Origin of the sequence: Natronomonas pharaonis DSM 2160 (assembly GCF_000026045.1) — an archaeon.
Lineage (GTDB): Archaea > Halobacteriota > Halobacteria > Halobacteriales > Haloarculaceae > Natronomonas > Natronomonas pharaonis.
On sequence record NC_007426.1, the window covers coordinates 778,551 to 794,147 of the forward strand.

14 protein-coding genes and 1 pseudogene are annotated in these 15,597 nt (G+C 64.0%); 9 read left to right on the plus strand and 6 right to left on the minus strand.

Annotated elements, in window-relative coordinates; all coding sequences use genetic code 11:
• Positions 1 to 13: 13 nt before the first annotated feature.
• Both NP_RS04040 and NP_RS04045 read left to right on the plus strand, forming a co-directional pair.
• Positions 14 to 814, plus strand: a complete 801-nt coding sequence (locus tag NP_RS04040; protein WP_011322534.1) for a translation initiation factor IF-2 subunit alpha — start codon at positions 14 to 16, stop codon at positions 812 to 814.
• On the plus strand, positions 815 to 997 hold the full coding sequence (locus tag NP_RS04045; protein WP_011322535.1) for an RNA-protein complex protein Nop10: 183 nt from the start codon (positions 815 to 817) through the stop codon (positions 995 to 997).
• On the opposite strand, the gene NP_RS04050 is transcribed toward NP_RS04045, so the two are convergent.
• A complete protein-coding gene (locus tag NP_RS04050) occupies positions 994 to 3,648 on the minus strand; it encodes a PAS domain S-box protein (RefSeq protein WP_011322536.1) in 2,655 nt (884 codons plus the stop codon). The two genes, NP_RS04045 and NP_RS04050, sit on opposite strands and share 4 nt — an antisense overlap.
• Before the next feature lie 102 nt (positions 3,649 to 3,750).
• Between NP_RS04050 and NP_RS14320 the strand changes: the two genes are divergently transcribed.
• Complete coding sequence (locus NP_RS14320; protein WP_011322537.1) at positions 3,751 to 4,506, plus strand: proteasome assembly chaperone family protein; 756 nt, start codon at positions 3,751 to 3,753, stop codon at positions 4,504 to 4,506.
• A 4-nt stretch (positions 4,507 to 4,510) separates the two neighbouring features.
• Positions 4,511 to 4,714: a hypothetical protein gene (locus tag NP_RS14325; protein ID WP_011322538.1), complete on the plus strand. Its 204-nt coding sequence runs from the start codon at positions 4,511 to 4,513 to the stop codon at positions 4,712 to 4,714.
• 9 nt (positions 4,715 to 4,723) lie between these two features.
• Here NP_RS14325 and NP_RS04065 read toward each other — a convergent pair whose 3' ends face one another.
• Positions 4,724 to 5,497, minus strand: coding sequence for a DUF7839 domain-containing protein (locus NP_RS04065; RefSeq protein ID WP_011322539.1), 774 nt, complete (start codon positions 5,495 to 5,497; stop codon positions 4,724 to 4,726).
• A 59-nt stretch (positions 5,498 to 5,556) separates the two neighbouring features.
• On the minus strand, positions 5,557 to 6,813 hold the full coding sequence (locus NP_RS04070) for an NAD(P)/FAD-dependent oxidoreductase (protein ID WP_011322540.1): 1,257 nt from the start codon (positions 6,811 to 6,813) through the stop codon (positions 5,557 to 5,559).
• 123 nt (positions 6,814 to 6,936) lie between these two features.
• On the opposite strand from NP_RS04070, the gene NP_RS04075 reads away from it, so the two are divergent.
• A complete protein-coding gene (locus tag NP_RS04075; protein WP_011322541.1) occupies positions 6,937 to 8,103 on the plus strand; it encodes a threonine synthase in 1,167 nt (388 codons plus the stop codon).
• A gap of 57 nt (positions 8,104 to 8,160) precedes the next feature.
• Positions 8,161 to 8,811, plus strand: coding sequence for a LysE family translocator (locus tag NP_RS04080; protein WP_011322542.1), 651 nt, complete (start codon positions 8,161 to 8,163; stop codon positions 8,809 to 8,811).
• Between the two features lies 1 nt (position 8,812).
• On the opposite strand, the pseudogene NP_RS15150 reads toward NP_RS04080, so the two are convergent.
• Positions 8,813 to 8,959 (minus strand): annotated as a pseudogene (locus tag NP_RS15150) (RNA-guided endonuclease TnpB family protein); the annotation flags it as partial.
• The gene (locus tag NP_RS04085; RefSeq protein WP_011322543.1) at positions 8,958 to 9,656 is read right to left on the minus strand and encodes an HD domain-containing protein; all 699 of its coding nucleotides are present in this window, start codon (positions 9,654 to 9,656) and stop codon (positions 8,958 to 8,960) included. The pseudogene NP_RS15150 and the gene NP_RS04085, both read right to left, overlap by 2 nt.
• Before the next feature lie 291 nt (positions 9,657 to 9,947).
• On the opposite strand from NP_RS04085, the gene NP_RS04090 reads away from it, so the two are divergent.
• Positions 9,948 to 10,670 (plus strand): GNAT family N-acetyltransferase, encoded by a 723-nt coding sequence (locus NP_RS04090; RefSeq protein WP_011322544.1) that lies wholly within the window; start codon positions 9,948 to 9,950, stop codon positions 10,668 to 10,670.
• A gap of 120 nt (positions 10,671 to 10,790) precedes the next feature.
• Complete coding sequence (locus NP_RS04095; protein WP_011322545.1) at positions 10,791 to 11,855, plus strand: sensor histidine kinase; 1,065 nt, start codon at positions 10,791 to 10,793, stop codon at positions 11,853 to 11,855.
• 17 nt (positions 11,856 to 11,872) lie between these two features.
• Here NP_RS04095 and NP_RS04100 read toward each other — a convergent pair whose 3' ends face one another.
• Positions 11,873 to 13,444 (minus strand): methyl-accepting chemotaxis protein, encoded by a 1,572-nt coding sequence (locus tag NP_RS04100; RefSeq protein ID WP_011322546.1) that lies wholly within the window; start codon positions 13,442 to 13,444, stop codon positions 11,873 to 11,875.
• A 309-nt stretch (positions 13,445 to 13,753) separates the two neighbouring features.
• On the opposite strand from NP_RS04100, the gene NP_RS04105 reads away from it, so the two are divergent.
• A complete protein-coding gene (locus NP_RS04105; RefSeq protein WP_011322547.1) occupies positions 13,754 to 15,577 on the plus strand; it encodes a methyl-accepting chemotaxis protein in 1,824 nt (607 codons plus the stop codon).
• The last annotated feature ends 20 nt before the right edge of the window (positions 15,578 to 15,597 follow it).

Consider the following 15,597-nt stretch of genomic DNA (forward strand, 5'->3'; position numbering starts at 1 on the left):
GGTAGCAGTGGGTATGAAATACAGCGGCTGGCCCACGCCCGGTGAACTCGTCGTCGGGCGTGTCGACGAAATCGAAGACTTCGGGGTCTTTGTCGACCTTGAAGAGTACGAAGAAAAGCGCGGGCTGGTCCACGTCAGCGAGGTCGCCTCCGGCTGGATTAAGAACGTCCGCGACCACGTCAACGAAGACCAGATGGTCGTCTGCAAGGTGCTAGAGGTCGACGAGAGCGCCCAGCAGGTCGACCTCTCCATCAAAGACGTCAACGACCACCAGCGCTCCGAGAAGGTACAGGAGTGGAAGAACGAACAGAAGGCCGACAAGTGGATGGAACTGGCTTTCGGCGAGGATGTCGACGACGGGACGTTCCGCCGCATCGCCAACGAACTCATCGACGCCCACGGCTCGCTGTATGCCGGCTTCGAGCAGGCGGCGATTCACGGCCCCGAGGCACTCGACGCCACCGACCTCGACGACGACGAACTCGACGCTATCGTCGAGACGGCTCGCGAGAACGTCTCCGTCCCGTACGTCACCGTCACCGGCTACGTCGACCTCGAAGCGCCGGGCGGCGACGGCGTCGAGGACGTCCGCGAGGCGCTGCAGGCCGCCGAAGGCAACGGGGAGGTGCCCGAGGAGGTCGACCTCGATGTGACCTACGTCGGCGCGCCGGAGTATCGCATTCGGGTACAGGCCCCGAACTACAAGACCGCCGAGTCGGAGCTAGAAGCAAGCGCCGAGCGAGCCAGCGACGCCATCGAGGCGGTCGGCGGCACCGCCGAGTTCCACCGCGAACGCCGCACCGACGAGGAGTAGATGGTCAAATCCGACATCCGGGTCTGTTCGGCGTGGGAGACCGAACACGAGCGGCCGGTCTATACGCTCGGTGATGCGTGCCCCGAGTGTGGCGCGCCGAGCAAAAACAGCGCTCCGGCCCCGTTCAGCCCCGACGACCCGTACGGCGAGTACCGTCGACGGGCCCGCAAGCGCCGCGATTAGTCGGCGCTTGCCTGCTGTGTCGTCGGTTCGGGTAGCGTTACGGTCAACTGACTGCCGCCGCCCTCGGCTCGGTCATACTCGACGTCGCCGCCGTAGTCATCAACGACCGACCTGACGACCCACAGTCCGAACCCGGTCCCGTGCTCCGTCTGTGTCGGCTCTTTGTCGGTCGTGATGCCGACCAGCTCTTCTTCCGGGATACCGGGGCCATCGTCGATGACCGAGATGGCCGCGCCGTCAGCAGCTTCTGTAACCGTGACTTCGACGGTCGGTTGCTCGTGAGGAACGTGCTCGACGGCGTTTTCGACGAGTTCCTCGATGACGACCGCCAATCGAGAGTCCGCGACGGCTGTGGTGTGTTCCTCGACGGCGAGCTCGATGGCTGCGTCGGGGAACTGTGATTGGAGGTCAGCCACCGCCTCCTCGGTCGCGGCCGCAACATCAACGGGCCGCTTGGTGTAGTCGCCGTCGACGGTGACTGACGCCAACTGCCGACCCGTCTCGGTCAGTTCTAACAGTTCCTCGGCAGCTTCGGTTATCATCTCGATAGACGCCTCGTGTTCGGTTCCGTCGAGGTTCTTGGCCAACAGCCCTGCCGCTCCGTCGATGACGGTCATCTTGTTCCGGATGTTGTGTCGCAAGAATCGGTGGAGAACGTCCAAGTGCCGCTCCCGGCGCTTGAGGTCGGTGACCGTCCGTCCTTCCGGAATCAGCATCGTCACCGCCCCGGTTTCGTCGGTCACTGGCCGCACCGAGAAGTCGATAATCTCCGTCCCCATCGCCCCCTGGACGCGTACCTCCGTTCGGTAGAGCTCTCCGTTCTGTGCTGTTTCGACGGCTTCTCGGGCGATTTCCGGGCCGCCGTCGGTGTTTTCGAACCAGTAGGCGTTCCAGAGCTTCGTCCCGACGACGTCCTCCCGTTTTAGGCCGCCGAACTCCAATGCTGTCTCGTTGGCCTCGATGAGGGTTCCGTCCGGTTCCATCAGCCCGGTAAACTGGAAGGTGTTGTTGAACACCGCCTCGAACCGCCGTTGCCGGCGCTTTCGGTCGGTGATATTGCGGCCGACACCCACGAGCCCGATTGTCTCGCCGGACTCGTCGGTCATCCGTGCGCCGGTGAACTCATAGGGGATACGCTCGCCGTCAGCGGCTACGAGCGGCGCTTCGATAGTTATCGTCTCGTCGTTCTCGAAGACCTTCGCAATCGATTCTGCTATCCGCTCTCGGTCTTCGGGGACGAAAAACTCCTCTGGAGACATCTCGGCGATTTCGTCGTCACTGTAGCCAGTCTCCTCTGAAAGTTCTTCGCTCCAGCGGAGGTACGTCCCGTTTTCATCGAACGCATAGAAGACATCGGGCAGCGACTCGAAAATCTGTTCTGTGAGCGCCTGCTCGTTTTTGAGTTCCAGCTCCCGTCGCTTGCGTGCCGTTACATCGCGAGCGTTGACGACAATCCCCTCAACGAGCGGGTCATCGAGCTCGTTTGTCGCCCGAGCTTCCATCCAACGCCAGTGGCCGTCTGCGTCGCGAACCCGGTATTCTATTGTCCGAGTCTCGTCGGGGACCTCACGCAGGTCTTCGAGCAGTTCCTGCACGCGGTCCTTGTCGTCCGGATGCACATATTCGACTGTCTCTGCGGCCGTCAACTCCTCGGCTGTGTAGCCGAGGACCCGCTCGACCGCCGGGCTCACAAACGTCCGCTCACCGGCTGCATCGAAGACGGTGATGATGTCCGTCGAATGCTCCAACAGCGTCCGGAGATACTGGTCGTATTTGTGTTCGAGAAGCCGTTCTCGCTCCAACTGGCTGCTCACCCAGCCGCTGAGTAGCTCGACAAACGTGATTTCCCACTCCGAAAACGGCTGCTCCCGGGGCTCAGTATCGTAAAAGCAGAACGTCCCCTGCGGTTCGTCTCCGACAAGCACCGGTGCGCCGAGGTACGATTCGACACCGTCGTCGCCGTTTCCCTCGCGGTCTGCGAGGTTTGGGGCTTCGGCCGTGATGTCGTTCAGAACGAGCGTCTGCTCGGTGGCAACGACTCGCTCGCAGTTTGTCGTCGACAGCGACACCGCATCGCCCGCCTCAATGGGAGAGTCGTCCGGCCCCTCGAACGCCCGGAATCTGAGTTCGTCCCCCTCGACCCGTGTGAGGCTCGCGAACTCGGTCCCGAGTGTCTCCCGAACGAGTGTCAGCAGCTTTCGGATTTTCTGTTCGAGCGTTAATTCCGTGTCGCCGATGATGTCGTAGGCTCGCCGCAACGCCCGTTCGCGACGCTGTAGCGGATTCGTCTCCGTAGTGGCCTGTTGAAAACGGCCGACAGCGACGACATCTCCATGTATTGCTTCAGACGCCTCCGAGAGATGGACCTCAAGTGTCCGTTCTTTTGCCTCCCGTGTCTCAACCACAAGCCGCCGTGTTTTTCCCGCTGCAGCGGCTTTAGCTGCCGATTCGAGCCGAGTGGCGCTGTCGTCGGTAAATACCGCCGCCGCGGGAACGTCCGCTTCGAGACCCGGCGAAATAGTTTCGAGACGCTCACCGAACGTCGAATTCCAGCCGATAATCTTCCCGGCTGTATCGAGCGTAAACACCGGATCCGGTAGCTGCCCCCAACTGTCGGGGAATCCCCCACTACTCCCCGCGTCACCGTCCATGGACGGTTTCCGGCCGTGTTTCTGAAAATTGTTTCGGGGAATATTATGTGGGCCGCGGCCGCGTCGCCGTGCGCTTAAGGCGACGGCCGCCCACTGGCCGCTATGGACGAATTCGACATCGAGCGACCCGCCGACCCGGAACTGGACAATCCAGTGCTCATTGAGGGGCTGCCGGGCGTCGGTCACGTCGGCAAGCTCGCGGCCGAGCATCTCCTCGAAGAGTTCGACGCCGAACTCGTGCGCCGCATCTACTCGGAGCACTTCCCGCCGCAGGTCACCGTCGAGGACGGGCGGACCCAACTGGCCTGTGCCGAGGTGTATGCTATCAGCGCCGCAGAGCGCGACTGTCTCGTGTTGACCGGCGACCACCAGGCTGCCGACGGTCCCGGCCACTATCGACTCACGGAAGCCTTCCTTGATGTCGCCGCGGCCTTTGATGTCAGCCGCATCTTCGCGCTCGGCGGCGTTCCGACCGGCGAACTCGTCGAGACGCCGGATGTCATCGGCGCGGCAACAACCGACGACCTCATCGAGGAACTCGAAGCCGTCGACGTCGAGTTCCGCGAAAACGAACCGGCCGGCGGCATCGTCGGTGTCTCGGGGCTGCTGCTCGGCCTCGGCGAGCGCCGCGGCTACGAGGCGGCTTGTCTGATGGGTGAAACCAGCGGGTACCTCGTCGACCCCAAGAGCGCCCGCGTGGTTCTCGAAGCCCTCGAAGAGACGGTGCCGTTGGATATCGGCTACGATTCCCTCGAAGAGCGCGCCGACGAGATGGAGGAAGTCGTAAAACAGATTCAGCAGATGGAACAGAACGCGACGGCCGCCCCAAGCGAGGAAGACCTCCGATACATCGGATAAGACAATGGCACGCGTTCCGATTACCGAGCCGGTCGTCGAACAGCTTCGAGATATTATCAGCGACGGCGTGCTCGACGACGAGCACAACTACATGGGCGCACAGTTCGCGGCACAGGACCGCGGTCACGAAGAGCTGGCGGCGTTTGTCAGCACGGCCGACGCGGCGACCTACTACGAGGCGCTCCAGCAGGCAAAAGCGGCCGAGTAGCCGGCACAGCTAGATGTCGTCGACTTCGTAGGCGATACCCGCATCGCGGAGCGCGTCGGTTACCCGCCCGGCGAGGTCGGTCGTCGCGACGACGACAACATCGAGCCCGCGACCGGCGGCGTCGGCGGCCACCTCTCCGGCGGCGAACGTCACGTCCGGGTCGGCGTCCACATCGCGGAGTGCGGCGACACCCTCGACGCCGGCGGCAGCGACCACGTCGGCGTCGGCGGCGGTGTCGGCCAACTCGGGCGACCCGCTCGGGTCGCCGGAGCGAATCGGCGGCACCTGAAACACCGTCACCGACCCGGGGTCGAGGTCGATGATGCCCGCAAAGCCGGTGACGCCGACGACATCGCCGGTCTCGGCGTCGGTCGTCGCTACGCCGGTCGCCGGCCCGGAGTCGCCGGGCGTCGCGTACAACAGCCCGTCAGATATCGACAGCGAAACCGTCTCGCCGGCCGCAATGTCGTCAGCAGCGAAGGCGGCGTCTTCCTGCATGCTCCCGAGCACGTCCTCGGTGACGTGTTCGGCGAATCGGCTGACATCGGCGGCCTGCTGAAAGAGCCAGTCGACCCCCTCCTTTGTGACCCGGTACCGCGAACGGGCTTCCTTCTCGACGAACCCCTCGTCGACGAGTTCGCGGATGTACTCGGAGACGGCCTGACTGGTCACGCCGACGGCGTCGGCTATCTCGCCCTGATTGACCGCCGGCTGCCGGTCCGCGATTTCGACGAGCACCCGGAACTTCGTCGCGGACCGCTTGTTGTCGAGGACGTCGACCATACCCGTTTCTCGACTCGGCCGGTGATAAATACCCGCGACTCGTGGCGGTCGGGGGCGGGCTATCGCTGCTCCAGAACCGCCTCGGCGGCCTGCCGGCCGCTCTCGAGCGCTCCCTGAATGGACGACCAGCGGGTGTAGTCGCCGGCCAGCACGACCGGCCCGTCCGGGGCATCCGGCGACGGCAGGTCGGCACGGAATCCGGGCGGCTGTGCGAACTGGGCGAACGGAACGCGGTCGACGGCGACGACATCGAGTTCCGCAAAGCGGTTCTCGGGGTACCACGCCGCGAGCGCCTCCCGGACCGTCTCCCCGAGCGCCGCATCGTCACGGTCGGCCGTGCCGAGGAACGTCGCACTCAGAAGCTGGCTTCCCTCGGGCGCATACGCCGGTGCGGCAGCGCTCATCGGTGCAATCGTGTTCGGCTCGTCGTCGTCGGCGTTCAGCAGGATGCGCGAGCCGGTGTCCAGTGCCTGCCGTTCCGGGAGCGAGCAGTGGACAGTGACACAGCCCAGTCCCGCATCCGGCGTTTCGATGTCGGTTAGCTCAGCTGCGGCGTTCGGGTCCGTCGCGACGACGGCGGCGTCAGCCGTTTGCGTGCCGTCGTCAGTTCGGACTGTCACCTCGCCGTCGTCGGTCGTGATGTCTGTCACCGCTGTCCCTGTCCGAACGGTCGCCCCCGCAGTCTCGGCTGCCGTCCGGAGCTGTGCCGGTATCGCACCCATCCCCTCGGCCGGCACGACCGTCCGGCCCTCCGAGAGCATCTTGAACGTGTACTCGAAGACGTGGCTCGACGTTTCCAGCTCCCGGTCGAGTGTGATACCGCCGTAGAACGGCTCGGCGAAGCGCTCGACGAACGCGGTTGAAAACCCTTCGGCAGCGAGATACTCCCGAATCGTCCGGTCGTCGCCTTCGAAGATGGCGTCGACAGCCCGCCGCTTGAGCCGCCGCTGAAGCCGGAACAGCCGGAGCTTATCGGAGAGTCTGACATCTCGGTTCAAAAGCGTCGGCACGGCGGCCCCGGGGTCCCCGAGCGGGTCGGCAAGCGTCGAGCGATGGTTCGGGGCGGCGATGGTCGCCCCCGGCGCGAACGCCCGAAGGTCGAGCGCATCGAAGTCTAGCTCCCGCTGTGCGGCCGGATAGCCGGTAAACAGCACCTGAAACCCCCTGTCGATGGTGAACCCATCGACCGTCCGGGACCGTACCCGGCCGCCGACGCGCTCGTTTCGCTCGAATAGCTCGACTTCGGCGCCGGCTTCGGCGAGGTGTCGGGCGGCGACAAGCCCCGCGAGGCCACCGCCAGCGACGACAACGTGCATACTGCCACGTACGGTCGCCCCGGTCAAACCGTTTCCTGTCCCCGACGCCCCCGGTCCCGACCCGGCTGCCGATGCGTGTGCTGGGAAGGACAGGGCTTTGCCGTCCCCGGCCCAACTACCTGTATGGCGACTTTCGAGTGTACGGACTGCGGGACGGTCGACGACGACGTGCCGACGCGCTGTCCGGACTGTGCTGGCGTGTTGAATGCCGTCTACGACTATGACACTATTGACCTGACGCAGGCGGCGCTTGCCGACCGGGACGGAACCTGGAAGCACCACGAACTGCTGCCGTTCGTCCCTGATGGCATCGGAGAGGGGACGACACCGCTGGTCGCGGCTCCGCGGCTCGCCGACGAGTTGGGCGTCGGACAGGTGTTCATCAAAAACGAAGCACACAACCCGACCGGCACCATCACCGACCGCGCCGCGGCGCTGGTAGCCGCAGCCGCAGAACGCGCCGACGCTGATACGCTTGCGCTGCCGACAACAGGCAACGGCGGCCAGTCGGCTGCCGCCTATGCCGCCCGCGCCGGACTCCTCTCGCGGTCGTTCGTCCCGAGCCGTGCGAACTTCATCAACAAGGCGATGATAAACGTCCACGGCGGCGACATGCGCGTCGTCGAGGGACGCTACGATGACGCCCGCGAGGCCTATCAGACAGCTCGCGAGGAGCTGCCGGCCGCCGACGAAGAGGCGTGGTTCCCGGCCGGCCCGTTCGACTCGCCGTTCCGCCACGAGGGGCTCAAGCCCCTGTACTACGAACTCGTCGAGCAGCTCGACTGGACGGTCCCTGATGCCGTCGTCGCGCCGACCGGCCACGGCGAGGCCGTCGCCGGACTCTGGAAGGGGGCCCGCGAGTTCGAATCCGTCGGCCTCACCGAGTCGACACCGCGGCTCTATGCGGCCCAGCCGGACGGCTGTGCGCCCATCGTTGACGCGCTCGACACCGATAGCGACCCCGAGCCGTGGTCGGTTCCCGATACAGTTGTCGGCTCGCTCGAAATCCCCGACCCTGCCGGCGGGCTGCCGGCCGTTGAGGCGGTCCGCGCCAGCGGCGGCGAGGGCGTCGCCGTCGACGACCAAGACCTACTCGACAGCGCCGCCACGGTCGCCCAACACGAGGGGCTCGAAGTTAGCATCGCTTGCGGAGCCGCCGCTGCGGGCGCGTGGGACCTCGCTGAGGAAGGTGCCTTTGACGCAGACGACACCGTCGTTTTGGTCAACACTGGCACCGGAAACAAGGACGCCGACATCGTCCGCAGCCGGCTGATGAGCCAAGGGATTTAAATAGCCTGCTACAGCGGCCCCGCAGAGCTTTTCCCCGCCACCTGACTACCGCAGACAGTGTCGCTGCTGACGACGCTTTTGGCCGGCGTGCTGTTCGGGCTGGCGCTTGCCGCGCCGCCGGGGCCGATGAACGCCATCATCGCCGAGGAGTCAGTCCAGCGCGGCTGGACAGCCGGCTTCAGGGCTGGACTCGGTGCGATGGCCGCCGACGTGCTGTTTTTCGGACTGGCCGTCGTCGGACTCGTGGCTGTTGTCGACCGGTCGCCGACGCTCCAGCGCGGGCTGTTTCTGGTCGGCGGCCTCCTCATGTTGTATTTCGCCGTCGGCGCGGCTCGCAGCGCCGATGGACAGTTCGACGGAACGACGCCCGACCGGAGCCGCGGCTTCTCGAAGACGTTTCTGCTGTCGCTGACCAATCCGTATCAGATTCTCTTTTGGCTCACCGCCGGCGTCGGGCTGTTGACACCGGGTGTCGTTGACGTGCTTGCCGCTGCAACCGAGCGGCTATCGGGGCTTGTCGTTGTCGAGACCGGCCACCCCGCGCTCGTCGCTGGTCTCTTCGGCGGTGTCGCGGCTTGGATACTCGTCTTTCCGGCGGCGCTTGTGGCCGCGCGGTCGAGAATCGATGTGCTTGCGCCGGCTATCGCCTATGGGAGCGCGGCCGTGTTGGGTGGGTTCGGACTCTACTTCCTCATTGCGGCATTTTGAGCTACCCACCCGTAAACGGGTGGGATTCAGCGTGGACTCCCGTTCTGGCCGACACGTCGGCAGGTGATTCATACTCACCATTCACGTTCAGCGTCCCGCTGTTCAAGCGCACGCCAAGGGTGCACGTGGTATTGCGCCTGCTCCACCTACAATTCGGCCGCGGCTCCGTCCTCGGGGTCCATCCCGGCGACCTCGCCTTCGAGCCATTCTTTGAACCAGCGGACGCGCTTGATGCGCTGATGGGCGATGCTCTGGGCCGTGTCGCTCCGGACCCGAGCGATGGCGTCTTCGCCGCGTTCGAGGACGCGGCCGACCATCTCGTTTGCGTCCATGTGGGTGCGGGCCTCATAGCCCATCCGGAGCAACATGAGCATCGTTCCGTTTGCGCCGACCTTGTCGAGGAGGTCCGCCTCCATGAGACATTGCGTCTCCAGCGGCATGGTATCGAGGTCTCCCTCGTAGGAGTGGTCGGCGACCGCCGCACAGACCTGGTCGATGAACGACTCCGGGTAGTCGGTCCGCGAACGGAGGTACTCGCGGGCAACGCGAGCGCCGGCCTCGGCGTGGACGTCCTGTTCGGCTTCCAGTTTGGCGATGTCATGAAACAGGGCGGCGACCCGCGTCACATCGACGTTGGCTCCCTCCTCGGCGGCGATTTTCGACGCCAGCTCGGTCACGTTGAGGATGTGGTTGAACCGGTATTCGGCCGAGTGCCACGGGTACCACCGCATTCGGCCCCCTTCGTCTTCGCTTTCGACACTGGCGGCGAGGTAATCGCGGACGAACCGCTTCATCTCCTCGAACTCCTCGTCGGAGACGGGCGATTCCCTTATTTCGACACCCATGAACCACCCTCCGGGCCGAAAGAAGCGTACGTATCGGTCATCTTATCCACAAAAAGGTTAGTTCGACTCTTTAGATTTACGACAGCGCCATCTCCTGCTTTTTTGAACCGCACTCGGCACGTATTCTCGCCGTCTGCGTGTGTTTCGTGTCGTCTCTGTGGCGTCGCTGGTCGTTCGATGTGGGCAGGTGCGGCTGGTCGTCCACGGGACGGGACACGCAGACGGACCGCTGGATAAACATCGTCGGAATCGGCGTCCGGTTTTATGGTGCCGGCAATCGAAGCCTCTAGCATGGAGATACGTGAAGCCACAGCAGACGACGGCCCGGCGGTACGGTCAGTCACGCTCCGGTCGATGGAAGCCTCCTACTCGCTCAGTCCGAGCACGATAGAAAGCGCCATCCAGCAGTGGTACGGGGTCGACAACTTCGCCGAGAAGCTCAACGACGACGAGGTGCTCCTGCTCGTCGCCGAAAAAGACGGGGAACCAGTCGCTTTCTCGGAGAGCGCTCTCGTCGATGACCGGGGAGACATCCACTGGATTCACGTCGCCGCGATGCACCGCGGGGAAGGAATCGGGCAGGCAATGTACGAGGAAACCCGGAGCCAGCTCGAAGACGCCGGCGCCGAAACGATTCGTGGCCTCGTGCTCTCGATGAACACAGAAGGGAACCGGTTCTGGGAGAACCGTGGCCTCCAGAAGGCGGGGGAGGGGACTGTCGAAATTGACGGGACCGCATTCGTCGAGAATATTTATGTCGACGAAGACGCCGTCGAACTCCAGCCTGTCGTCGTCGACGGCCAAGAGCTCTACATCGACCGCAACGATTCCAGCCGCGGCTCGTCGGGGCCGTTCTACACGGTCTACACGGACGAAGAGGGAGAAAACCACCACAGCTACTACTGTGGGTCCTGTGAGTCACTCGTCACGTCGATGGACACGATGGGGCGGCTCTCCTGTGAGGAATGTGGCAACCAGTTGAAGCCGACTCGCTGGGACGCCGCCTACATGTAACCCCCTTGGTGGCCGCACGAGCGAACGAACACGGTAGAAATGGCGCAATCTTTTTGCTTTTATCCACCCAAAAGGTGCAACATCCGGTATCATTAACGTCCCACCCCCGAACTGTTTTGTATGGATTCCGCCGAGTCGCCGACGCCACGCGACGGCGACGGCAACAGGTGGCAACACCTGATAGAACACATTCAGGATGCGGTCGTCGAGTTCGAACTCGTTGACGACGAACCGATTGTCCGTGATGTCAACCGCGCGTTCGTCGACGTATTCGGCTACGAGCGCTCGACAGTGCTCGATGCACCGCTGAACAACTACATCGTCCCGGAATGGCTCGATGAAGAGGCGTCCTCGCTCGACGAGGAGACGGCGTCCGGCAATGTCAACTATCGCCGCGTTCGCCGGCAGACCGCCGACGGACTCCGGGAGTTTCTCTACCGCGGTATCCCGCTTGTCAATGCAACGGACCGCATTGACGGCTTCGCCGTCTACACTGACCTCACCGACATCGTCCAACAGGAGCGGCGGCTGCAAGTGCTCAACCGCATTCTCCGTCACAACCTCCGGAACCGGACGACGGCCATCGCGGGGAACACCGCACGGCTGCTGGAACAGCTCGACGAACAGTCTGAAACCTCAACCCGGACCGCCGCGACCATCGAACGCGAGGTCGAGGCGCTCCGACATCTCGCCGACGAGGCGGGGCGCATCGAGCAGCTAACCGGCTCCGAGGACGGCGAACAGTCCGAGGTCGACGTGGTACCGTTCCTCCGCGGCTGCGTCGCAGAATACACCGAACGATATCCAGCGTCCGACTTCGAGACCGACCTGCCGCCGACGGCGATGGTGAAAGCTTCCCACGGCCTTCGCGCAGCGGTCGAGAGTCTACTAGAAAATGCGGTCGAGCACAACCCCGACCCCAAACCGCGGGTCAACGTCGCCGTCAACAACGGGGCCGTCGACGGCTGGACCGACATCCGCATCGAGGACGACGGCCCGCGGATTCCGGAACGCGAGCGCCGCCTCGTCGCCGGCGATGCCGACATCACGCCCCTCCACCACGGACAGGGAATCGGACTGTGGCTCGCCAAGTGGACGACGGAACGGTTCGGCGGCGAACTCGCATTCGAGACAAGCGAGTGGGGCGGCAACAGCGTCCGGCTCCGGTTCCGTAGCGCGGACTGAAACTGCCGGCTTGCCGATTATTTGACTGCGAGGTACGGCGGCGATTCGAGCGGTTCGACGGGAACTGGCTGGTCGTCGTTGTGTTGGAACCGCCAATCGCCCTTTCGCCGGGAGAGTTGGAGAGTCTGGTCGGCCGCCCCAACGTAGAACGCGCCGAACTGGTCGTCGACGGTTGCGGTGTCGATGACGTTGAGCACCGTGTCGGTTTCTTCGAGAACGCTTCCGTCGTTCTCATACCGGGCCTTGCGGGCCGCGGCCTCGCCGAGTACCTCGATTTCGCCGGCGATGTTGCCAACGACGAACAGCGGTTCGGACCGGCGCTCGTCGGTCGTCCGGTTGACCTCACCGAGCGACTCGGCACCGAGGTCGAAGACGTTCCGCGAGTCACCCCAGCCGCCGAAGGCATCGAGGACGAACAGCCGGTCCTCTCGCAACTCGGTTTCGAGCGTGCGGCCGACCGACGAGAGCGCAGTCGACAGCGTTTCCCGGTCAAGGGTTGCCGTCGGCGTCAGCGAAACCGCTCGTCCCGATTCGAGGGCAGCGGCGCACAACTGTGCGATGAGGCCATCAGCCGCGCCATCATCGTGCTCGAGCACGAGCCGGCCGCCGTCGACGAGCCCGCCGTCACAGGCCGCATCGAGGTCGTTGACGCCGGTCGACAGCTGTCGGCCGGTCCCGGCCGTCCCTGTCGCCGCAGCCGCCGAGAGTGCGTCGCCGATTTCTGCCAGCATATCCGTCTGGTCGGTCCGAGCGTCGCGAATCGAGTGGACATCGCCTTCGATGGCGTCGGCCCGCTCGGCGAGTGTCTCGGCACGGTGGGCGACCGACTCGCTGGTCTGTGCTTGGTCGTCCGTTACCGCCGAAACGGATTCGATACCGTCTGCGGCGGCCTCGACGGTTTCGGTCACGGCGTCGAGGCTCTGCATCGTCGTCTCGACCTGCTCGGCACCGTTGTCGATTTCCACAATGGCTTCGTCCAGCTGTTCGACGGTGCGGTCTGTCGCCTCCCGAACTTCTTCGAGAACGGTCTCGATTTCGCCGGCCTGCGATTGGGCCTCCTCGGCGAGGTTCTTTACCTCCTCGGCGACGACGGCGAAGCCGTCGCCCTCCTCGCCGGCTCGGGCGGCCTCGATGGACGCATTTAGCGCCAGCAGGTTCGTCTGCTCGGCGATACGGTCGATGCCGGAGAGCGCTTCCTCGATGCGGTCGATTTTCTCGACGAGCCGTTCGACCTCCTCGCCGGCCTCCGTTCCGGCTGCGCGTACGTCTTCCATGACGCCGATGGCTTCCTGTGCGGCCTCTCGGCCGTCGGCGGTCCGGTCTGCAGCCTCCTCGGCTTGGTCGCTGACCTCGTCAGCTGTTGAGGCGACCTCTTCGATTGATGCGGAGAGGTCACCGATTTCGTCGACGACACTTTCAGCCTCGGCGGCCTGCTTTTCGGTTCTGTCAACGATATCGCCAAGTTCTGCATCGACAGTCTCTGAGGCCGTCCGGACGACATCCAGCGCCCCCTCAGCGTTTGCTATCATCTGGTCGTCGACGACGACGCCGTCGTCCTCCGCATCGACACCCGGTTCGAGGCTGCTCATCGGCCGCCCCCGTCTGAATTTTTAATCATTTTTGCATTGATTTGCGCGAACTGGTTGGGTTCAGTGTCCAAAAATCGAGTGTAAGAACACATCTGTTTTCGTTAAGCCACTCTTGTGGCAAGTGTATAAGACTGGACTAACGGACAATATATGTCGATATCCTGCTCGGGTTGATCCGTTTCGACATTCGGGAAAACTTGGGTATAGTTGTTTATTTCCAAGTTCATAGCCGGATGAGTACCCTACTGCTCAGTTTCACGAACTGAGACGACCCCGTTAGTTTAGGTAGCTACTTCTAAATCGTCACGTATGAGCAGCGCTACCGGAGTAAGACGTTGGGCCGGCGATATCGCGGCCGCGTACAAGCGGCTCCTGTGGGGGATGATGCGTGTCCTGAATATTGACGACTCGATGTGGCGGAAGATTATGGTCGCTGTCGGCCTCCAGTTCGGCGCGGGTGTCGCCCTCGTTGCGACGATGCTGCTACTTGACGGGACGGTCGCGACCGCCGTTGGTCTCACCGTCTTCGTGCTTGCCGCCATCGCCTTCTTCAACACAGCCCTTATCGCCCGTGACGACCTCCTCCAACCGCTCGATGAGATACGATTGAGCGCCGAGGAGATATCGGCCGGGTCGTTGACGACTGACCCGCCGCACATCGAACAAGACGACGAGGTCGGCTCGCTCGCTACTTCCTTTGAGCGGATGCACGATACCCTCCAAACGACTGCCAAACAGGCTGATGCTCTCGCAAACGAGGAGTTCGATGACCCGGTCCTCGACGAGGAGGTCCCCGGCGCGTTCGGGGATTCGCTCGACCGGATGGCGGAAAATCTCTCGGTGGCTATCGCCGACCTCGAAGCCCGGTCGGCCCGCCTGACTGAACTCGTCGACGAGTTTGAGGCGGCCTGCGACCGTGCCAGCGACGGCGACCTCACGGTGCGGCTCTCCGATGAGGAGGTCGACGACCGCTTTGCCGATGTCGTCGACTCGTACAACCAACAACTCGACGCGTTCGATGAAGCCATCGCCCGTGCCAAGCCGTTCGCCGGTGATGTCGCAGACGCCAGCGAGAGCGCACGTACGGAGGTTTCCGAAGTCAGCCAGATGAGCGCCGAAAACGCCGCCCGCGTTGAGGACATCGCCGACGACGCCGGCCGACAGTCGGAAATGCTCGCGTCGCTTTCCAACGAGGCCGAGAAGCTTTCGGCCACCATCGAAGAAATCGCGGCTTCCTCAAACGAGCTTTCGACTATCGCTTCCGAGACCGCGACCAGCGCCGCCGACGGCGCGGCGGCGGCCGAAGACGCCACTGAGGAACTCCACGCTGCCGCCGACATCGCCCACGAGGCCGACGACGCTGTAACCCGACTCGTCGAGCAGACCGACGAAATCAAGGAGATAGTCGCCTTCATCGACGAGGTCGCCACGCAAACGGACCTCCTCGCGGTCAACGCGTCCATTGAGGCTGCCAGAGCCGAGACCGATACCGCCGGCTTCGAGGTCGTCGCTCAGGAGGTCAAATCACTGGCGGAGGAGACACACGAATCGGCCGGCGAAATCGAGGGGCTCATCGAGAACATCGAGGCCGAAACCCACGAGGTTGCCGATGGCGTCCATCGTCTCACCGAACACATCGAGGATGCCGTCGACACCGTCGAAGAGTCGACCGAGGAGTTCAACCAGATTGCGAACGACACCGCCCAGGTCGACAGCAGCGCAACCGAAATCAGCACGGCAACTGACCAGCAGGCGGAGGTCGCAAATCAGGTGCTGGCGACGGTCGAGGACCTCGCCGAGATAGGCGACTCGACGGCCGAACGCGCCGAGAACGTCGCAGACCGTGCGACGGACGGCAGCGAGCGGCTCGAAGACGCAACCGATGCGGTCGCGGAACTGGCATTGCAGGCCGACTCACTCGCCGGCGAGCTGGAGACGTTCGAGGTCGCAGCCGCAGTTGACGATGCTGACGACTCGGAAACAGACGCCGACGACGAGACGGACGTGGCAGACGGCGAGTCGCAGCCGACGGCCGATGCTGCTACTGAGGACGGCCAGCAACCATCGACTGAAGACGGCCAGCAGCCGTCGGCCGAAGACGGCCAGCAGCCGACCCCGCAGCCAACCGACTGATACGGCCGTCTCGCCGAAGC